This window comes from Brevundimonas aurantiaca (assembly GCF_904830995.1).
Lineage (GTDB): Bacteria > Pseudomonadota > Alphaproteobacteria > Caulobacterales > Caulobacteraceae > Brevundimonas > Brevundimonas aurantiaca.
Window position 1 is genome coordinate 2,445,293 of sequence record NZ_CAJGVD010000001.1, and the last position, 19,816, is coordinate 2,465,108.

Consider the following 19,816-nt stretch of genomic DNA (forward strand, 5'->3'; position numbering starts at 1 on the left):
GCCCTTCTGTTTCCTTCCTCTTCGGAGTTCCCAGCGCATGTGCGGCATCATCGGCGTCACCGGCAATGGACCCGTCGTTCCCCGGCTGATCGACAGCCTGAAACGGCTGGAATACCGAGGCTATGACTCCGCCGGAGTCGCCGCCGTTGTGGACGGCGCGGTCGAGCGCCGGCGCGCCCAGGGCAAGATCCGCAATCTGGAAGCCGTCCTGGCCGAAGCGCCGCTGAAGGCCACGGTCGGCATCGGCCACACCCGCTGGGCCACCCACGGCGCGCCCACCACCGCCAACGCCCACCCGCACAAGGCCGGCCGCGTCACCCTGGTCCACAACGGCATCATCGAGAACTTCGCCGAGCTGAAGGCGGAACTGGCCGCAGAGGGCCATGTCTTCGAAAGCCAGACCGACACCGAGGTCATCGCCCACCTGCTGGACGCCGAGCTCAACACTGGTCGTAGCCCCCTGGAGGCGTTCAAGATCACTCTGGACCGTCTGACCGGCGCCTACGCCCTCGCGGTGCTGATCGACGGCGAGGACGATCTGATCCTGGGCGCCCGCCGCGGCAGCCCCCTGGTCGTCGGCTGGGGCGAGGATGAAATGTATCTGGGCTCTGACGCCCTGGCCGTGGGGCCCTTCACCCAGAAGATCTCCTACCTGGAAGAGGGCGACTATGTCGCCGTCACCCGAACCGGCGCCCAGATGTTCGACGTCGCCGGCAAGCCGGTCGAACGCGCCGTCGTCCAGGTCTCGGCCTCCTCGGCCATGGTCGAGAAGGGCGAATACCGCCACTTCATGGAGAAGGAAATCCATGAACAGCCCGACAGCGTCCAGCACACCCTGTCGGAATACCTCGATCTGGTGACCGGAAAGGCCAAGACGAACGCCATCGACTTCGCCGCCGTCGAGCGGATTCAGATCGTGGCCTGCGGCACCGCCTTCTACGCCGGCCAGATCGGTCGCTATGCCTTTGAAAGGCTGGCGGGCCTGCCCTGCGACGTCGAGATCGCCTCCGAGTTCCGCTACCGCTCGCCGGCGGTGTCGCCCAAGACCTTGGCCGTCGCCGTCAGCCAGTCGGGGGAGACCGCCGACACCCTGGCCAGCCTGACCTGGTGCAAGGCCCAGGGACTGAAGACGGCCGCGGTGGTCAACGTCCACTCCTCCTCCATGGCGCGTGAGGCCGAGGTGCTGTGGCCCACCCATGCCGGGCCGGAGATCGGCGTCGCCTCGACCAAGGCCTTCACCGCCCAGGTCGCGGCCCTGCTGGCCCTGGCCGTCGCGGCCGGCGTGGCGCGTGGTCGGATCGACGCGGCCCAGGAGGCGGAACTGGTCAAGGCCCTGTTCGAAAGCCCTCGCCTGATCGCCGAAGCCCTGCGCATGGACGCCAGCATCCGCTCCGTGGTCCAGGATCTGGCCAAGGCCGACGACATCCTGTTCCTGGGCCGGGGCGCCATGTTCCCCCTGGCCATGGAGGGCGCTCTGAAGCTGAAGGAGATCAGCTATATCCACGCTGAGGGTTACGCCGCCGGCGAGCTGAAGCACGGCCCGATCGCCCTGATCGACGAGGAAACCCCGACCATCGCCCTGGCCCCCCTGGACGATGTGTTCGAAAAGACCGCCTCAAACCTGCAGGAAGTCGCCGCGCGCGGCGGCCCCGTAATCATGATCGCCCCGGAAAACGCCCCCGACCCGCACGGCGCCGGCATTCGCCGTATCCACGCCCCGGACTGCCACCCCCTGATCGCGCCCTTGGTTTACGCCGTGCCGATGCAGCTTCTGGCCTACTACACGGCCGTTCAGAAAGGCACGGACGTCGATCAGCCCCGCAATCTGGCCAAGTCCGTCACGGTGGAGTGACGCGCGGGTGATCAAAAAGCATACTTAGAATTAAACTATAGGTCGCGATTCAGCCTGAAATATCGTCAAGGGCTCGGCGGCAATCGGGATTGCATCCTTATTGATGAGTGCCCATCCGGCAAATTTATTGCATGGGCAGCTCGTTAAATTTCGCGGCTCAGGGCTAGTTTTCTATTTGATCGACAGCGGCGTTAGCTCGCCACGCAAAGTGTGACCGAGGTAAGCGCTGCCTCCTTTACCACGAAACAAGGCGCTCTGTGAAACGTCCTCAGCTCGCCAGTAATGAACGACCAAGCTATTACGGGTTCGGGCGAAGTCTTTGATCGGCGATCCGCCGTGGATTAGTTGACCGTGCCAGATTAGAACATCTCCCGGCTGCCCCTTGTAAAGCGTAACTTCGAGATTTCGCTTTTCGATTTCTCCTCGAATGTAATCGTGGCAGGCTGCCATCTCTGCTTCGATCGCGTTCAGTCGTCCATCCGAAAAACGGTATGGTGGAATTTGATGGCTTCCCGGGTAGAAGAAGATCGGGCCATTTTGGTCGTCAACTGGATCTAAGGTGATGCTTGCCGCCACCATGCCTTCGTCTTTCGGAGGGGGCATGTACCAGCTGTCTATGTGTGCATCCTGTTGGCTGCCCCGTTCGAAATTGAGAGAGTTGCATATCATGGGTTCGCCATTGAGCAGCTCAGCTAGGACAGGCTTAAGTCTCCTTGACAGCGCAACATTGCGGATTTGTTCGCTGTAAAGGAATAGATTGTTCAGCTTGTAGGCTTCGGATCTCACTGACGGCGGGGCCTCATTCATCGAAAAGCAGCGACCCGCGTGCGGTCCAGTGATGACATCTACTTGGTGTGGGTTGCCCATGGGGTTCGCCCACTGCCAATCAACAGCCTTTCTTACGGCCGCCATCTCCGTCGGGCTTATGGCCTTCTTGAGATGCAGATAACCCTGATCTTTCCATATTTTCTGCTGTGCTGCAGAAAGCGATCGAAACGCGTTGAACATTGAGTGGCTCCCGAGAAGGCATATTAACGAGCGCGGGATTTCCGTTCAACCGTATCTGCAGCAGTTGTCTCATGCCGCAAGGCATCTAAAAGGGATGAGCAATGACAGGGACCCGTAGACAGGTGTTGAGTTACAAAATCGCTGGCGGGTGGGCCAAGGCACTGGAGAGGCTCAGGAAGTCCAACAATACCGTTCATCGTGACGAGGGGGTGGCTGCTTTGAGGGCGGGGCGTCCTCTGGAAGCTATAGATGCGCTTCGCAGGCATCTCGCTGTGCGCCCTCATGATGGTCACAGTTGGGTGCGCTTGGGAAATGCGCTGAAGGACACCGGCCGCTACGACGAGGCGGAGGCAGCCTATGAAAGAGGCTGCAAGCTCAAGCCGCGCTCGTCCAATGCTTGGCTGAGGCGCGCTTATCTCGCAAAATTTTCCGGCCACAATGAACGAGCTGCGGCTTTCTTCCGTCGGAGCTTCGAGCTTGACGGCAATTCGGAAGCTGGGCGGGAGCTTCTTAGAATGGGTGAGCACGGCGCGTCAGTCCGAGATGCGCCGGATATCGTCGGGTGCATCGACGGTCTCGTCGCGAATTCGATTTTCGGCTGGTGTGTGGACCCCGATGGGCCCGAAGGTCCGGCCGAGTTGGAATTTCTCCAAAACGGCTTGGTTGTCGGGGAGGGCAGGACATCGTTGCCGCGGCCAGACGTGGTGGCCGCCGGCTTTAGCAACACTCATGCTGGGTTTAGGATCGCGCTCAGCTCTGACTACCGAGCGGAGGCTGGCGCGGTGGTGGCTAGGTTGGCGCGCAGCAAACGGACCTTGGTAAACTCGCCGTACCAGCCTTCTGCAGACGATCATGTAGCCATATGGCTCAAGCGGTGGGACGGCTTGGCCAGCCATGAGCTAGAAGAGCTTTGCGATTCAATGGATCGTGAAACAGCTGGAAGTTTATTGTCCATTGTAATGCCCGTCTACAATACGCCCGTTGATTGGCTCAGACGGGCAATAAACAGCGTAATTTCACAGTTCTGTAGCAGGTGGGAGCTGCTGTGTGTAGATGATGCCTCCACAGAACCTCTGGTGCAACAAGTGTTGACTGAGTTTTCTGCTGTTGATTCCAGGATTAAGGTGATAAGAAGAGAGAAGAATGGCGGTGTGTCTGCGGCTGTGAATGATGGCATTCGACATGCGCGAGGAAAATATGTCGCCTTTCTCGACCATGATGATGCCCTAGAGCCGGAGGCTGTGTATAGGGTACTGAAAGAATCACTGTCAGGTCACGATATTATATATACTGACGAAGTCATATGTGGTGAGGACATAGATGTTATATCTCAAGTTGTAGCTCGCCCCAGTTTTTCCTACGATTACTACATATCGCATCCATATTTTGTTCACTTTGTTTCTGTAAAAAGATCATTAGCTAAGAAGGTGGGCGGGTATGATCTAAAAATGAACATCTCTATGGACGTTGATTTTGTCCTGCGCATCTTGGAAAATTCGAAATCCGTGTCGCACATTCCTGTTCCGCTTTATCGGTGGAGGACGCACGATGGCAGTGCTGGTCATGAGAAAATCGACGCCGTAATGGACGCAACGCGACGTTCTTTAGAGCGACATCATGCCCGAACAAATAGTAGGGCTGAAGTGTCGAATGGACTAACGTTCAATACATTCCGCCATGATTTTCCTTCTAGCGCCAAATCTCTGATCATAATTCCGACAAAGAATCGCGTTGACCTGCTGAAGCCCTGCGTAGATTCTTTGTTGCTAACGACAGAATCTGACGTATTGATCGTCGATCATGATTCGAACGATCAGTCGACTTTGGATTACATGTCTCAACTTCCGAATCGTGTAAAAGTAATAAGGTATTCCGGACCGTTCAATTTTTCTGCAATGAATAACAGGGCAGTCGAAGAGGCGGGGAGTGGTTATGATCTCTACTTGTTTGCCAATAATGACGTCGAAGCGATCGAAGCTGGTTGGATTGAGCACATGCAGGGGCTTTGCCTTCGTGAGGATGTTGGGGCTGTAGGAGCGCTTCTCCTCTATTCTGATGGATCCGTTCAGCACGGCGGCGTTGTGCTGAATGTGGGTGGGCCTGCAGAGCACGTGTACAAGAATGCGCCCTCGAACCTTGGTGAAAGAAGGAACCCAGGGTATATAAGCGGCTTGGTTTCCGTGCGTGATTTTTCGGCTGTTACCGGTGCCTGTATGATGGTGCGCGCCGACATATTTAAGACGGTGGGCGGTTTTGATCCTCTCCTCGCAGTTGGATTTAATGACATAGATTTATGTCTGAGGATAAGAGAGGCGGGGTATAAGGTTCTCTTTGATGGTCATGCCGTGCTATACCATCATGAGTCTGCAACACGTATGACATCCAAGCAGCTGAGTCATCCTAAAGACACCAGCTTAATGAGCGCGAGGTGGTCAGATCTAATGGGTAGGCATGATCCGTACTTTAGTCCGCTGTTTAGTGACGAGGCTCCAGCACTCCACGAAGTCAGGAAGACTATAGACCCGTTTCGCCCTGCGCATGTGAGCTACCTGCGTAGGAAGCCCTCGGTCAGGCGGGGCAGCAGCAAGATTCCGCCCTCTATAGTAGTGAATTGAGTGCTATGCGGGTCACACCGGTTCTCGCTGCAGACGCAGATAGGCGGGATCGAATTCCGCGATCGCGGCCAGACGCGGCCAATCCAGGATTTCGACTTGGCCGCCGGTCCAGTTGACCAGGCCCTGGGCGCGCAACTCGGCGACCAGACGATTGATATGGACCGTCGACAGGCCCAGCATATCGCCTAGTACGGATTGCGTCAGTGGAAGCCTGAAGCTTCGGTCTTCCGCCTGTCCCACGACCTCAAGGCGCAAATAGAGTTCGCACAACAGATGGGCCAGGCCGCCGAGGCCGCTGCGGCGGCCGATGACGGCCAGCCACTGCCGGTGGATCGCCGCGTCGATCAAGGTGTCCAGCCACAGCAGTCGGGCCAGATGCGGGTGATTTTCCGTAAGGGCGATCAGTTCCGCGTGCGGCGCCTGGGCGATGACGCAGTCCGTCAGGGCCTGCACGCCGTGATCCATCTGCTTCATCAGCAGGCTGTGCAGATCGACGAAGTCGCCATCGACATTGATCTCGGTGATCTGCCGGCCGCCGTCGGCGAGGGACACATGGCGCGCTGCGAACCCGCTGATCAGAAGGGTGCTGTGGGTCGGATGGCCGTGGCGCTGGACGAAGTCCGCCCCGCTGCGGACCTCCTTCGGCGGACCGAGCACCTTGTCCAGGGCGGCGATCTCCTCGGGCGACAGCCGGTCGCGAAGCGCCAGCTTATCGACCAGGGTTCTTATGGTCGGATCGGTTGGGACGGCGTTCATTCGTCGGCGTCCGCCAAGGCCCAACCCTGGGGGGCCTCTTGGGACGCCTTGGCCGTAACGCTGACCACCGTCACGCCCTCTGCATCGGTGACGATGACGCTGAAGACGCCCGTGTCCCAAAATCCGGCGCTGCGATAGCGCAGAATTTCCCCCAGGATCGTGACCGCCTCCTCTCGTGCGGCGTCGACGTTCGGCAGGTCCTCGCCCTGGTCGTCGCGAATGCGGTCCCCATTCTGGGTATGAAAGAAATAGCGCGGCAACCCCACCTCCAGCAGCAGACCTGCAAGAAGCGACGATCGGCCGGATTGGTTCAGCCTTTTTAGATTTCCTGATTAAAGGCGCCGATCTCGGAATAGGCGGCCAGGCGCGGCTTGATCTCCTTGCGGAACAGGTCGCGCATGTCGTCTTCTGAGCGCATGCTCTCGACCACCACGACCAGCTCCGGCTTGTTGGACGAGGCGCGGACCAGGACCCAGGAGCCGTCCTCCAGGTGCACCCGCACCCCGTTGACGGTGATGGCCTCGACGATCTTGCGCCCCAGGATCTCGCCGCCCGCTGCGGCCAGATCGGCGTATTCCTTCACGATCCGCTCCAGCACCCCGTACTTCAGCTCGTCGTCGCAATGGGGCGACATGGTCAGGCTGGTCCAGGCGTCGGGCAGGGCGGCCTTCAGCTCGCTGAGCTTCTTGCCGGGATTGCGGTCCAGCATGGCCAGGACTGCGCCTGCCGCCACCAGGCCGTCGTCATAGCCGTAGCCCAGGTCGCCGGCCATGAAGAAGTGGCCCGACTTCTCGAACCCGGCCAGGGCGCCCAGTTCGGCCGTCTTGCGCTTGATGTAGGAATGGCCGGTCTTCCAATAGACCACCTCGGCGCGGTTGGCCTTGAGGATCTCGTCGGTCTTGTAGAGGCCGGTCGACTTCACATCGACGACGAAGGTGCTGTTCGGGTGGACCTTGGACAGGTCGCGCGCCAGCATCAGGCCGATCTTGTCGGCGAAGATCTCCTCGCCCGTGTCATCGACCACGCCGCAGCGATCCCCGTCGCCGTCGAAGCCCAGGGCCAGGTCGGCGCCGGTCTCCTTCACCCGCTCAGCCATCTGCACCAGCATGGCGTGGTCTTCCGGGTTCGGATTGTATTTGGGGAAGGTGTAGTCGAGGTCTGTGTCCATCTCGATCACCTCGACGCCCATCCGGCGCAGGGCGTCGGGCGCGAAGGCGCCGGCCGTGCCGTTGCCGCAGGCGCACACCACCTTCAGCGGCCGCTTGATCTGAACCTTGGAGGCCACGTCGGCCACATAGGTCTCCCGGAAGTCCTCGACCCGGACCAGCTTCCCGCCCGGCCGCGCCACGCCCTCGCCGTTCAGCACGATCTCCTTCAGCCGGCCCATCTCCTCGGGGCCGAAGGTCAGAGGCTTGTTCGCCCCCATCTTGACCCCGGTCCAGCCGTTCTCGTTGTGGCTGGCGGTGACCATGGCCACGCAGGGCGCGTCCAGTTCGAACTGACCGAAATAGGCCATGGGCGACAGGGCCAGGCCGACGTCTAGCACCTCCATCCCGCCTTCCAGAAGGCCCAGGATCAGAGCCTGTTTGACGCTGAGGCTGTAGCCGCGAAAGTCGTGGCCGACGACGATCTTCGGCGCCACGCCGATCTCATGGACATAGGTCGCCAGCCCCAGCCCCAGGGCCTGAACGCCCAGGAGGTTGATTTCTTTTTCCAAGATCCAGCGCGCGTCATATTCGCGAAACCCCGTCGGCTTGACCAGGGGCTCTGTCTCATAGGCGGCCGTGTTCGGCTTCAGGTCCTGGCGGGGCTTGAGCATGGCGGATCCTTGAAGGCGGTCGGCGGTGGGCGGGAGAGGAACCGGCAGCGGCGACGGCGCTAGGCGGCCGCGCGTTTGCGGATGCGGGCGATGCGACGCAGGCGTCGCCAGAAGCGGCCCCGTTCAGGCTCGGGATAGGGCTGCAGATTCTCCACGAACTGCTCGGCCGACGCCCGCCAGCTGAACTTCTCCGCATAGGCCCGGACCGTCCCCCGATCCAGATCGAGGCATTTCAGGCAGGCGGTCTTCAGATCGTCGTCGATCACCCCGGCGCCGGATCCCGGGATGATGTCGATCGGTCCGTGGGCGGGATAGGCGGCCACCGGCGTGCCCGCCGCCATGGCCTCAAGGATCACCAGGCCGAAGGTGTCGGTCCAGCTGGGGAAGACGAAGACGTCGGCGTCCCGGAAGCACCGAGCCAGTTCGCCGCCGAAGCGCGCGCCCAGGAATTTGGCCTCGGAGTATTTTTCCTGAAGTTCCGCCCGCGCGGGGCCGTCGCCGACGATGATCTTGGTGCCGGGCAGATCCAGCTCCAGGAAGGCCTCGATATTTTTCTCCACCGCGACCCGGCCGACGTTCAGGAAGAAGGGACGGGGCCAGTCCTTGGCGCCCATCTCGTCATAGATGGGCTCGAGATCGGGCCGGAACACTTCGGTGTCCACGCCGCGCGACCAGGGGGAGACGTTCTTGAAGCCGTGTTCGACCAGTTCGTCCCGCAGGGTCGGGGTCGCCACCATCAGCCGGCCGGACGGCTTGTGGAACCACTTCATATAGGCGTAGCCGACCTGGACAGGGATCGGGAAACGCGCCGAGACATATTCCGGGAATTTGGTGTGATAGCTGGTGGTGAAGGGCAGTTTCCATTCCACGCAGATGCGCCGCGTGGCGATGCCGATCGGCCCCTCGGTGGCGATGTGGACGGCCTCCGGCTCGAAGGCCCGCAGCATTTCGCGAATCTCTTCCTCGGCCCCCAGCGCCAGCCGAATCTCCGGATAGGTGGGGCAGGGGATGGTCTTGAACAGGCTGGGCTCGATGACCTCCACCTCATGGCCCATGTCGCGGCATTCCGCGACCGTGCGGGTCAGGGTGCGGACGACGCCATTGACCTGAGGTTCCCAGGCGTCGGTGGCCAGAACGATGCGCATGGAGGCGGGCGGACCCTGAGCCGTTGAGTAAGAGCGGAACTTCTAGACGCTTCGAATGACGATGGCGAGATGGATATGGAGGAACCTCATGCCAGCTCCAGAGCCCAGCTGATGTCGGGCCGAAGCGCGCCGAGGGTGGCCCTCGTCTGAACGAAAGCCGCCATGATATGGTAAAAGGAACTGGCGGGCGCCGGCTCGTCAATAAAGTCCCCGCTTTCCAGCATCTGGTCTCGCCAGAGACCGACAGGGATGAGGTATCGCCACAAGGCTCTTTGCGCTCTCGCGGCCTGCATCAGGCAAAGATCGCGCCGTCCGTCGTCGGTCAGAGACGCCAGAAGCAGCGCCGCCTTCAACCATTCCGTCTGGGGCCACAAACGCGCGCGGGCGCTGCGGATCGAGCCGTCCAAATTCATTGCGTCGATCGCCACGCCCCGCCCTCGATCGACCCCTTTTAACCCGGCTTCGAAAAGATTCCAGGCGACCTCCACCCCCTCGGCGTCGGCACGACGCTTCGCATGATGAGCGAGAAGCCATGCCCATTCGAACTGATGCCCAGGTTCCACGAGCGTCCCATCCGGCCCCTCGGCCGGGGACCAGTCGGGCGAAAAGAACTCTCTGAGCATTCCTGTCTTGGGGTCGATGAAACGGCTGCGTGCCAGGACGACGATCCGATCCGCTAATTCCGCCCAAGATGGGTCGCCCTCAGCCTCCTCCCAAGCCAAGGCGGCCTCGAGCAGATGCATATGCGCATTGGCCTGATATGGATGCGCCCCAGCCTCCACCAAACCGCCGCCCTTGTCCATCGCAGTCATCAACTGATCCCGCAGGTTGGCGGCCTGGAACTGATGTGCAGCTTCAGGATCCAAACGCGAGACGGAGGCAAGGGCGAACAGAAGGAAGGCTTGGTCGTAAAGGGTGGTCGTATCGTCTTCAGGCGCGCCGCCTGTGGTTATGCGTGTCCGCAGACGTCCGCCGCCCGTCATCAAGCGCTGATTCATCCAGTCCAAACCGGCCGCGACCGCTGGGCGCCAAGGGCCGGGCCATCCAAGGTGTCCGGCCTGGGCGTAAACTTGAATCTGGCGCGCTTGGACGACGGCGCGGCGAGACGCATGAAGTCTGCGACCGTCCTGGGTCAGTAATTCTTCAAAGCCGCCCTGGGCGTTCTGTCCCAGGGTGCACCAGGTCGGCAGGGCCGACTGGCGCATCCAGGCCGCAAACCGTACAGCGCCTTCATCCAGTGTTTCCTGCACGGGCTGCGGGAAATCCAGATGACGCGGCGACAGGCTCTGTAGCCGTTTGACGATTTTCCGCACGTCCTGGCTCTTCGCCAAATCTGCGACCAGAACGGCGTCCTGCTCCACCACGATGGCGAGATTGGATACCCCCACAGCGGCGACCATCACGCCGTCGCAGGCTCGCACCAGACAGTTTTCCGCATCTTCCAAGATGTGCAGACCGACGTCGCCCTCACCGGACTTCTGGACGGCGTCCCACGCGCCCAGATCGGACCAGTCGAAAGCGACAGGAAGCACTGAGGCCCGCTCCGTCTTCTCCAGCACAGCATAGTCGATTGATATGCGAGGCGCATCGCTGAAGCGGCGCCCCAACAGGATCACGCCGCCATCGACGACGGCGGCCTCCATGGAGTCCGTCACCGCCTCGACCAGACCTGCGGTGACTTGACCTAGCTCGGCCTTCAGTATGTCGGCGCGCACGACGAAGTTGCCGCTGTTCCACAGATAACCGTCGGCGATGTAGCGTTCGGCCGTGGCCAGGTCCGGCTTTTCGACGAACGCCCGAACCTCGGCTAAGCCTTCGCCGCGCGGCGCTATGTAGCCATAGGCCGACGACGGGCCGGAGGGTATGACGCCGAACGTCACGATTCGGCCTGCCAAGGCGGCGTCGCTGGCCGATGCCACGGCCTTGCGGAACGCCGCGCCATCCGGAATGTGGTGGTCGGACGCGACGAACAGATTCACGGCGTCCGGGTTCTGCCGTTCGGTCCAGATCGCCGCTGCGGCCATGGCGGCCGCCGAATCCCGCGCTGTTGGTTCAAGTAGGACGACGGCGTCCCGCTCCAACTCCTTCAGCTGGTCGCAGATCGCTTGCCGGTGCGACACGCCGCCTATGATGATCAATCGACCGTGCTCCCCTGCAAGGTCGGCGACACGCTCAACCGTATCCTGAAACAGGGACCGATTGCCGGCTAGCGGAATGAACTGCTTAGGCCGAGAGGGGCGGGACGCAGGCCAAAGCCGCGTGCCCGAGCCGCCGCACATGATGACAGGAAAGATGACCGGCATCGGCGCGGCGTTGACCCTCATTGTTTGGGCTTCAGGCTTAGGCGAATTGGGAGCGCGCGTCATCCCATGCCGTAACCAAGGGGCGACGGCGGCGAGACCAGAAGCTGCACCGATCCGCTCAAATCGGCAGTACGGTTGTCGACTTCACCTCTTCCAGCACCGCATAGGTCCGGGTTTCGCGGACCCCCGGCATGCGCACCAGCACGTCTCCTAGAAAGGCGCGATAGGCATCCATGTCGCCGACGCGGGCCTTGATCAGATAGTCGAAGCCGCCGGCGACCATATGGCATTCCAGCACCTCGGGCTGTGTGCGCACCGCAGCGGCGAAGGCTTCGAAGACGTCGCCGGTGGTTCGGTCCAACAGGACCTCGACGAAGATCAAGAGGTCGCGGCCGACCTGGGCGGGATCGACCATGGCGGCGTAGCCGGTGATGACCTGCCGGTCGCGCAACCGCTTGACCCGCTCGAAACAGGCGGCGGGCGAGAGGTGGCATCGGCGCGCCAGTTCGGCGTTGGAGATGCGACCGTCGGCCTGCAGCACGCGCAGGATGCGCCGGTCTACCGGATCCAAATCCGTCATTGGAAATCACGCCTTTTCACGAACGATCTTCGGCTTTGGCGCATATCATACGAAGCACCTTCAACGAACTCCGGCATATACGGCTAAAATCCACAGGATTTGTCGCCGATGACCCCGCCCGCCTTCTCACCCTCGTCCCTGGCCCTCTGGGACGAGCTGGACCATCACAAGTTCCGCGATGAAAAGGCCGTGGTCGCCGACAATCTGGCCCGCGTTCCGCTGGACGCCGCCGAACGCGCCGCGGTCGTCGCCGAAGCCGTGGCCTTGGTCGAACAGGCCCGCCGGAGCCAGAAGAAGCAGGGGGTGGTCGAAAGCTTCCTGCAGCAATTCAGCCTGGGCACCCGCGAAGGCCTGGCCCTGATGTGCCTGGCCGAGGCCCTGCTGCGCGTGCCGGACGAGGAGACGCGCGATCGGCTGATCGCCGAAAAGATCGGCTCGGCCGACTGGGCCGCGCACCTGGGCCAGTCGGACAGTCTCTTCGTCAACGCCTCCACCTGGGGGCTGATGCTGACCGGCAAGCTGGTGGATGTGGACGACCAGGCGCGCAGCGACCTGCCGGGCTTTCTGAAGCGGATCGCCGGTCGTCTGGGCGAGCCGGTGATCCGTCAGGCGGTGGCCACCGCCGTCAAGATCATGGGCGAGCAGTTCGTCGTCGGCCGCACGATCCAGAGCGCGCTGAAACGCTCGAATAGGGAAGGCTGGCTGTGCAGCTTCGACATGCTGGGCGAAGGCGCCCGGACCCTGGCCGACGCCGACCGCTATGAACGCATCTACGCCGACGCCATCGAGGCGGTGGGCAGGACGGCCAAGGGCCAAGGGCCGGAGCACGGCCATGGCGTGTCGGTCAAATTGTCGGCCCTCTCGCCCCGCTACGAGGCCACGCATGAGGACGAGGTCTGGACGAGCCTCTACCCCCGCATTCTCCACCTGGCCCAGATCGCGGCGAAGTACGACATCAACTTCACCATGGACGCCGAGGAGGCGGACCGTCTGGCCCTGTCGCTGAAACTGCTCGACCGGCTGGCGCACGAGCCGTCGCTCGGCGGCTGGACGGGGCTGGGCCTGGCGGTTCAGGCCTATCAGAAGCGCGGGCTGGAGACGATCGAGCGGGTCGCCGACCTGGCCCGCCGCTCGGGTCGCCGCTTGATGGTGCGCCTCGTCAAGGGCGCCTATTGGGACACGGAGATCAAGCGGGCCCAGGTCTTCGGCCGCACCGACTATCCGGTCTTCACCACAAAGGCGGCGACCGATCTGAACTATCTGGTCTGCGCCCGGGCCATGATCGAGGCGGCGCCGGCCCTCTATTCCCAGTTCGCCAGCCACAACGCCCATACCCTGGCCGCCGTCCGCCGCATGGCGCGGGATCGCGGCGTCGCCGTCGAGCATCAACGGCTGCACGGCATGGGCGAGGCTCTTTACGACGCGGCGCAGGAGGCGTGGAAGGACGAGACCGTCATCGTTCGCGCCTATGCTCCGGTCGGCGGACATGAGGAGCTTCTACCCTATCTGGTGCGGCGCCTGCTGGAAAACGGCGCCAACTCCTCCTTCGTCCACGCCCTGCTCGACGAGCGGGTGCCCGCCTCGGCCGTCGCGGCCGATCCCATCTCCCTGGTCGAGCAGGCGCCCGACCGCCACCCCAAGATTCCGGTTCCCAAAGACATGTACGGCGATCGTCAGAACTCCCTCGGCCGCGACTATTCCCAGGCCGCCGACCGCGAAGCCCATGCCAAGGCGCTGGAGACGGTCGACCGCGAGAAGCTGACCTCCGGCCCGATCATCGGCGGCAAGCTGCGCGCCGGGATCGACCCTCAGGCGGTGACCAATCCGTTCGACCGGTCCCAGGTGCTGGGCCATGTTTCGGAAGCGACGAGCACAGACATAGACGCCGCCGTCGAAGCCGCCGGCCGCGCCCAGATCGATTGGGACCGCCAAGGCGGAGCCAAACGCGCCGTCGTCCTTCGCGCCATGGCCGACGCCTTGGAGGCCGATCTGGACCGATTGGTCGCCCTGCTCAGCCGCGAAGCCGGCAAGACCCTGAACGACGGCGTCGCCGAGGTGCGCGAGGCCGCCGACTTCTGCCGATACTACGCCCTGCTGGCCGAGCGCGACTTCGCCGCGCCCCAGACCCTGAAGGGACCGACCGGCGAGACCAACCAGCTGATCCTGCACGGGCGCGGCGTCTTCGCCTGTATCAGCCCGTGGAACTTCCCCCTGGCCATCTTCACCGGCCAGATCGCCGCCGCCCTGGCCGCCGGCAACGCCGTCCTGGCCAAGCCGGCCGAACAGACGCCCCTGATCGCGGCGGAGGCGGTGCGCCTGTATCACAAGGCCGGCCTGAACCCCGATCTTCTGGCCCTGGTTCCCGGACGCGGCGAGACGGTCGGCGCGGCCCTGGTCGCCCATCCGGGCGTCGACGGCGTCGCCTTCACCGGCGGCACCGACACGGCCGGCGCCATCAACCGGTCGATCGCCGCCCGCCCCGGCGCCATCATTCCCTTCATCGCCGAGACCGGCGGACTGAACGGCATGTTCATCGACACCACGGCCCTAAAGGAGCAGGTGATCGACGACGTGATCCAGTCCGCCTTCGGCTCGGCCGGCCAGCGTTGCTCGGCCCTGCGCATCCTCTATGCGCCCAAGGAGTCGGCCGACGCCCTGATCGAGGGGCTGAAGGGCGCCCTGGCGGTCCAGACCGTCGGCGACCCCGCCGATCCCAAGACCGACATCGGCCCCGTCATCGACTCTGAATCGCGCCGCGCCCTGGAGGCCCACGTCGAACGTCTGGCCCGCGAAGCCAAGGTGATCGCCCGCGCCGCCCTGCCGCTGGGTTCGGAAAAGGGCGATCTGTTCGCCCCCACCATCGCCGAGATCCCCACGCCTGACTTCCTGGAGCGCGAGGTGTTCGGCCCGATCCTGCACATCTACCGCTACGAGCCGTCCGAGCTGCAATCGGTCGCCTCGCGCCTAGCCGCGCGCGGCTATGGCCTGACCCTGGGCGTCCACAGCCGTATCGAAGCCTTCGCCGCCGAGGTGACGGCCCTGGTCCCCGCCGGCAACGTCTACGTCAACCGCTCCATCACCGGCGCCGTCGTCGGCGTCCAGCCCTTCGGCGGCGAGGGCCTGTCGGGCACCGGCCCCAAGGCCGGAGGGCCGAACAGCCTGATCCGCTATGCGGCGGAAAAGGCCATCAGCGTGAACATCGCGGCCCAGGGCGGGGATCCGGCGCTGTTGAATTTGTAGGGGCGGGTTCCGGTGCTTTTCACCTTTAACCGTTCGGTTGAGCTTGTTATGGGCTGAAGCTGCTTACGCCAAAAGGATTTGGAATGTTCGGATTTTCCAGAAAGAAAGCCAGAGCCTCGGCCGGTTTCAAAAATAAAGAACATGCGGACTTAATAGCGGAAGTTAATCGGCTGAAGGCCGAGTTGGCTTTGCGTGAGCAGCAGCCTCACTTCGTTTCAGATTATACGGCCTATGTTCGCGACCTCATTCAGAAGCATCCGCTGGATGAGGCGATGTCCTATGCCGTTGGAGGCTCCTATGATGTGACCGGTTCGCTCCTGGTTGAGGTGATGGAACGGTGCGGCCTGAAGGATGGCATGTCCATCATCGACCTTGGCTGCGGTAGCGGGCGTCTCGCCAAGCACCTTGGAATAAGGTACCCAAATATTCAGTATTTGGGCATTGATATCGTGCAAGAGCTGTTGGATTATGCGGAACGGCAGTCACCAGATCATTTTCGTTTTATTCTCAATCAAACCTTGAAGCTCCCGGTCGAGGATTCGTCGGTTGATATGGTGGCGATTTTTAGCGTCATAACTCACTTGCTTCACCAAGAGAGTTTCATTTATCTCAAAGAAGCGCGTCGATCCTTGAAGCCTGGTGGGCGGATTGTTTTTTCCTTTTTGGAAAGCGATTTTAACTGGCCTATCTTCCAAGGAATGGTGGATCGTGCTGAGGCGGGGGTTCGGGACGATCAACTCAATATGATTACCGAACGCTCCCAAATCGAATCCTGGGCGCGCCATCTCCAGATGGACGTGATCAGCTACGATCTCGGCCTGCCGCATCAGGGGGACGGCCAGACGGTTGCCGTGCTCGCTGACAGGCGAGATTTCTGACCCTCGTCGAGGCTCTTGCTCTCTCCAATCGCAAGCCTATGGTGCGCCCCGCGGCGTAGTCCACGTCGTCGCATCAGCGCAGGGTCATGAGCGTTTCCAGTTTCACACGCCGTCAAGGCCGGATCATTGGCGCATTGATGATGCGCGAAATCGTGACCCGCTTTGGGCGGGAGGGGTTCGGCTTCCTGTGGCTTATTGGCGAACCTTTGCTGTTCTGCATGGGCGTGATTGTGATGTGGTCGATCATCAAGCCAGAATACGAGCACGGCATTCGCATTGCCCCATTCGTGATGACTGGGTATATGTGCCTGCTCTTGCTGCGGCATCAGATTTCGTACTCTCAGGGTGCAGTTCAAGGAAACGTAGGACTTCTTTTTCACAAGCAAATAGCAGTAATACATCTTTTTATAGCGCGTAATTTTTTGGAGTTTCTTGGTTCTACAGCCGCCTTTATTGTCGTTTACTTTGTGCTGGTGTGCCTTGGCCAGGTTTCTCCCCCGCAGAACGTTCTCTTGCTATATGCCGGGTGGGTAGTGCTCACACTCAACAGTGTCGGCCTCGCCACCGTGATGGCGGCTTTGGCGATCAGGTGGGACGTGATGGAGAGGATTGTGCCCTTGGTCACATATCTCTTAATCCCGCTGTCCGGAGCATTCTTCATGGTGTCTTGGCTGCCGAAGCAGTTCCAAGAACTCTATCTGCTGGTGCCCATACCTCATGGCATCGAGATGGTCCGTGCCGGCATATTCGGACCTTTTGTCGAGACGCATTACCATGCGCCCTATGCTTTGATATGGGCTGGGGTGCTGAATTTTATCGGCCTAACTTTGCTTGCTGACGCCCGTGATCGGGTTGATGTGGAGTAGCGTCGCTTCCTGGCCTGGAACAAGATATGACTGAGCCGAAACTCAATTACGTGGGCCCGCCGCCCGAAGCTCTGACCTACGAGCGTAGAACACCCCTGTGGAAACGCATACCATTGGCGTTCTTGCTCGTGGTCGTTGCGCCGACGGCCTTGGCGGCGGTGTATTTTCTGTTGATTGCGTCGCCTCTGTACGTATCGGAGGCACGTTTTGTTGTTCGTTCGGCCGGTCAGACGCCCAGTTCTCTAGGGCTGGCGCTTCAAGGTGTCGGATTGGGGCAGACGCATAGCGACGCATTCGCAGTTCACGAGTACATGACTTCCGCCGATGGATTGAAGGACCTCCAGAAGCGAATAGATGTGTCGTCCGTGTTGAGTCGCCCAGGTGCCGACCTGTTTTCGCGCTACCCAAGAATAGGGGAGGTTCCAAGCGAAGAAGGGCTGCTCAAGGCTTTGAACCGCTTTGTCGTAGTCGGTTACGATTCTTCGACGGGGATCAGCACTCTCGAAGTCAAGGCGTTTCGTCCCAAAGACGCTCAAAACATCGCCACTATACTGCTGGATGGCGGTGAAGGGCTGGTCAATCGGCTGAACGAGCGATCAGTAAATGATGCTGTTCGCCAAGCGCGACTGACGCGGGAGAACGCTATAAATAACCTGGCGCGCGCTCAGGCCGAGTTGACCGGCTTTCGTAACCGCCAAGCGTTCGTTGATCCGCAAACTCTTGTCACCGAGAACGCCGAACTGGTGGGTCAACTGAACGCGCGTATTGCGGAGCTCCAGGCCGAACGCAGTCAGGTAGCGTCTCAAACCCCTGAAAGTCCGCAACTTCCGGCCATTGACGCACGCATCGCCGCTTATCGCAGACAGGCGGACGCAGAGCGTTCTAAGGTGACCGGGGGGGCTGCTTCCTTGGCTCCTCAGGTCGGTGTCTATGAGGAGTTGTCATTCAACAGGGAACTCGCTACGCGCGAGGTGGCTACCGCGACCACAGCGTTGCTGGCTGCTGAACAGGAGGCGCGGCGGCAACAGGCATACCTTGAACGCGTCGTGTCGCCGAACCTGCCGCAAACCGCCCAAGAGCCCCGTCGATGGCTTTCGCTGCTGGCGGTATTCTCCACCGCAATGCTCCTCTATGGATTGGGCTGGCTGATCTGGGCTGGTGTGCGTGAACATAGGCAGGGCTGATGAGGGACTTGACCTCTTCTGTCGGTTTGTCGGTCCAAAACCTGAGCTTGACGTACCGGACTGCGATCAGTCCCGTGTTCAGTGACTTGAACTTCACCCTAGGTCGCCAAGATAGGTTGGCCATCCTGGGGCGGAATGGTCAGGGCAAATCCACCTTGATCAAACTCCTCGGCGGCGTCATGTCCCCGACGGGTGGGCGGGTCGATTGGCATATGAGCCAGTCGTGGCCTATCGGCTTCCACGGTGGTTTCCAAGGAAGCTTGTCGGGCCTCGACAACATCCGCTTCCTCGCGCGCATCTATGGGCGCCCCTTTAGGGAAGTGCGGGATAGGGTAGATGATTTTGCGGAGTTGGGCCGCTCATTGCGTCAGCCCGTGAAGCACTACTCCTCCGGTATGAGGGCGCGCTTAGCCTTCGGTTTATCTCTAGCGATCGAATTTGAATGTTATCTTATCGATGAACTGGTCGCGGTTGGCGATGCCCGCTTCCAACGCAAATGTCAGCACGAGCTTTTTGAGCGACGTGCAGAAAGAGCCTTTCTGCTTGCCTCCCACAATACAGATCTGATCTCCGGCTATTGTGATCGAGCGCTTCTGGTCGAAAGCGGCAAAACTAAGATATTTGAAGATATCGGTGAAGCTGTCGAAATCTATAAGTGGCTGAGGACTGCGTGATGCCTGAAGAGGACACTGCAGGCTGGATGCGGCGTTGTATACTGATCGGCGCTGCACGGCAGTCGGACAGATGGATATCGACACTGCAAGCTGCTGCGCTGAAAAGTGGACAAGATGTTGTTTTGCTCGATGATATACCAACCCGATCTGATTTCGGAGATGATTCGCGCATCTATCTATCTCGAGAACATCGACATTTCGCTCCGACAGAGAATGCTGATCGTGTAGTTGTGTTGGACGGCATAGACCGTTTCTCCGGAATGGGGGATATTCCTGAAGATCACGCTCGTATTCACTTGATCGAAGTTTCGCGCCAAGCAGTTGAAGCTTTATTGTGGGCGAAAACTGACGCTATTATAACCACTGCAACGGCCGATGCCGCCCGCAACGGTGAGCCGCTTGTCTTGCTAGGGTTATCGGTTGTTCCTCCGAGGTTGGAGGAATTTGGCGACGACCCGCGAGATCGCCGAGCTATTGCGGCTATAGCCTACCTTACCGGCGAGGCCCGAGAGGCTTATTGGTGTCCTGTTCATTTCATCTATGATCGCCAGCCCTTGAAGGCTAGCGAAGTCGCCGTCACTCTAGACATGACTGGGCCGCCTCGCGCTCTGTTGCGCGGGCCCTATCTTTGGGCCCCTATTGGACGCTGGAAAATTGTCGCTCGGTTTTCCATCGATGTCGATGGAGCCCGCCAAGAACTGCAGTTTCGCTGGGGGCCGCCGTTGAAACCGACCACCTTGAAAACGAGCGCAGAAAAACCTGGCATATACGAGGTAGAACTCGAAGCCGAGTGGGATGAGATTGACGGCATGGAGTTTACGATTGCTCTCGTCCACGGTTGCGTTTCTGGCGAATTAGTTTTTCTGGGGGCAACAGTATCAAGCGTATAGGGCTCG

General features: G+C 61.0%; 15 protein-coding genes. 8 read left to right on the forward strand and 7 right to left on the reverse strand.

Features of this window, described 5'->3' with window-relative positions; all coding sequences use genetic code 11:
* The first annotated feature begins 37 nt into the window (after positions 1-37).
* Positions 38-1,852, forward strand: coding sequence for a glutamine--fructose-6-phosphate transaminase (isomerizing) (glmS, locus tag JMT67_RS12015; RefSeq protein WP_183216121.1), 1,815 nt, complete (start codon positions 38-40; stop codon positions 1,850-1,852).
* Between the two features lie 171 nt (positions 1,853-2,023).
* Here the strand turns inward: glmS and JMT67_RS12020 are convergent, their stop codons facing one another.
* Positions 2,024-2,860: a phytanoyl-CoA dioxygenase family protein gene (locus JMT67_RS12020; RefSeq protein WP_182713351.1), complete on the reverse strand. Its 837-nt coding sequence runs from the start codon at positions 2,858-2,860 to the stop codon at positions 2,024-2,026.
* Between the two features lie 125 nt (positions 2,861-2,985).
* On the opposite strand from JMT67_RS12020, the gene JMT67_RS12025 reads away from it, so the two are divergent.
* Positions 2,986-5,475, forward strand: a complete 2,490-nt coding sequence (locus JMT67_RS12025; RefSeq protein WP_201463580.1) for a glycosyltransferase — start codon at positions 2,986-2,988, stop codon at positions 5,473-5,475.
* Positions 5,476-5,487: 12 nt separating this feature from the next.
* Here JMT67_RS12025 and JMT67_RS12030 read toward each other — a convergent pair whose 3' ends face one another.
* From JMT67_RS12030 to JMT67_RS12055, 6 genes are all read right to left on the reverse strand, one after another.
* A complete protein-coding gene (locus JMT67_RS12030) occupies positions 5,488-6,231 on the reverse strand; it encodes a Crp/Fnr family transcriptional regulator (protein WP_201463581.1) in 744 nt (247 codons plus the stop codon).
* Positions 6,228-6,491 (reverse strand): DUF6894 family protein, encoded by a 264-nt coding sequence (locus tag JMT67_RS12035; protein ID WP_054764577.1) that lies wholly within the window; start codon positions 6,489-6,491, stop codon positions 6,228-6,230. The genes JMT67_RS12030 and JMT67_RS12035 overlap by 4 nt, the downstream gene beginning before the upstream one ends.
* Positions 6,492-6,550: 59 nt before the next feature.
* Positions 6,551-8,050 (reverse strand): phosphomannomutase/phosphoglucomutase, encoded by a 1,500-nt coding sequence (locus tag JMT67_RS12040; protein ID WP_183217446.1) that lies wholly within the window; start codon positions 8,048-8,050, stop codon positions 6,551-6,553.
* 59 nt (positions 8,051-8,109) lie between these two features.
* Positions 8,110-9,195 (reverse strand): glycosyltransferase family 4 protein, encoded by a 1,086-nt coding sequence (locus JMT67_RS12045; RefSeq protein ID WP_183217448.1) that lies wholly within the window; start codon positions 9,193-9,195, stop codon positions 8,110-8,112.
* A gap of 86 nt (positions 9,196-9,281) precedes the next feature.
* Complete coding sequence (locus JMT67_RS12050) at positions 9,282-11,519, reverse strand: AGE family epimerase/isomerase (protein ID WP_311734610.1); 2,238 nt, start codon at positions 11,517-11,519, stop codon at positions 9,282-9,284.
* 97 nt (positions 11,520-11,616) lie between these two features.
* Positions 11,617-12,078: an Lrp/AsnC ligand binding domain-containing protein gene (locus JMT67_RS12055; RefSeq protein WP_182713356.1), complete on the reverse strand. Its 462-nt coding sequence runs from the start codon at positions 12,076-12,078 to the stop codon at positions 11,617-11,619.
* A gap of 108 nt (positions 12,079-12,186) precedes the next feature.
* On the opposite strand from JMT67_RS12055, the gene putA reads away from it, so the two are divergent.
* From putA to JMT67_RS12085, 6 genes are all read left to right on the forward strand, one after another.
* Positions 12,187-15,318: a bifunctional proline dehydrogenase/L-glutamate gamma-semialdehyde dehydrogenase PutA gene (gene putA, locus JMT67_RS12060; protein WP_201463582.1), complete on the forward strand. Its 3,132-nt coding sequence runs from the start codon at positions 12,187-12,189 to the stop codon at positions 15,316-15,318.
* Positions 15,319-15,401: 83 nt separating this feature from the next.
* The gene (locus tag JMT67_RS12065; RefSeq protein ID WP_201463583.1) at positions 15,402-16,196 is read left to right on the forward strand and encodes a class I SAM-dependent methyltransferase; all 795 of its coding nucleotides are present in this window, start codon (positions 15,402-15,404) and stop codon (positions 16,194-16,196) included.
* 86 nt (positions 16,197-16,282) lie between these two features.
* Positions 16,283-17,062, forward strand: coding sequence for an ABC transporter permease (locus tag JMT67_RS12070; protein ID WP_182713359.1), 780 nt, complete (start codon positions 16,283-16,285; stop codon positions 17,060-17,062).
* Between the two features lie 26 nt (positions 17,063-17,088).
* On the forward strand, positions 17,089-18,246 hold the full coding sequence (locus tag JMT67_RS12075) for a chain-length determining protein (protein ID WP_182713360.1): 1,158 nt from the start codon (positions 17,089-17,091) through the stop codon (positions 18,244-18,246).
* Positions 18,247-18,254: 8 nt separating this feature from the next.
* The gene (locus JMT67_RS12080) at positions 18,255-18,920 is read left to right on the forward strand and encodes an ABC transporter ATP-binding protein (RefSeq protein ID WP_224764349.1); all 666 of its coding nucleotides are present in this window, start codon (positions 18,255-18,257) and stop codon (positions 18,918-18,920) included.
* Positions 18,920-19,810 carry a hypothetical protein gene (locus JMT67_RS12085; RefSeq protein ID WP_182713362.1) on the forward strand — a complete coding sequence of 297 codons (891 nt, stop codon included), beginning with the start codon at positions 18,920-18,922 and terminating at the stop codon, positions 19,808-19,810. The genes JMT67_RS12080 and JMT67_RS12085 overlap by 1 nt, the downstream gene beginning before the upstream one ends.
* Positions 19,811-19,816: the final 6 nt, after the last annotated feature.

Coding starts and splice junctions, on each gene's coding strand:
- glmS (WP_183216121.1), top strand. CDS start 38: ATGTGCGGCATCATCGGCGTCACCGGCAATGGACCCGTCGTTCCCCGG.
- JMT67_RS12085 (WP_182713362.1), top strand. CDS start 18,920: ATGCCTGAAGAGGACACTGCAGGCTGGATGCGGCGTTGTATACTGATC.
- JMT67_RS12030 (WP_201463581.1), bottom strand. CDS start 6,231: ATGAACGCCGTCCCAACCGATCCGACCATAAGAACCCTGGTCGATAAG.
- JMT67_RS12020 (WP_182713351.1), bottom strand. CDS start 2,860: ATGTTCAACGCGTTTCGATCGCTTTCTGCAGCACAGCAGAAAATATGG.
- JMT67_RS12070 (WP_182713359.1), top strand. CDS start 16,283: ATGAGCGTTTCCAGTTTCACACGCCGTCAAGGCCGGATCATTGGCGCA.
- putA (WP_201463582.1), top strand. CDS start 12,187: ATGACCCCGCCCGCCTTCTCACCCTCGTCCCTGGCCCTCTGGGACGAG.
- JMT67_RS12055 (WP_182713356.1), bottom strand. CDS start 12,078: ATGACGGATTTGGATCCGGTAGACCGGCGCATCCTGCGCGTGCTGCAG.
- JMT67_RS12040 (WP_183217446.1), bottom strand. CDS start 8,050: ATGCTCAAGCCCCGCCAGGACCTGAAGCCGAACACGGCCGCCTATGAG.
- JMT67_RS12075 (WP_182713360.1), top strand. CDS start 17,089: ATGACTGAGCCGAAACTCAATTACGTGGGCCCGCCGCCCGAAGCTCTG.
- JMT67_RS12050 (WP_311734610.1), bottom strand. CDS start 11,519: ATGAGGGTCAACGCCGCGCCGATGCCGGTCATCTTTCCTGTCATCATG.
- JMT67_RS12045 (WP_183217448.1), bottom strand. CDS start 9,195: ATGCGCATCGTTCTGGCCACCGACGCCTGGGAACCTCAGGTCAATGGC.
- JMT67_RS12065 (WP_201463583.1), top strand. CDS start 15,402: ATGTTCGGATTTTCCAGAAAGAAAGCCAGAGCCTCGGCCGGTTTCAAA.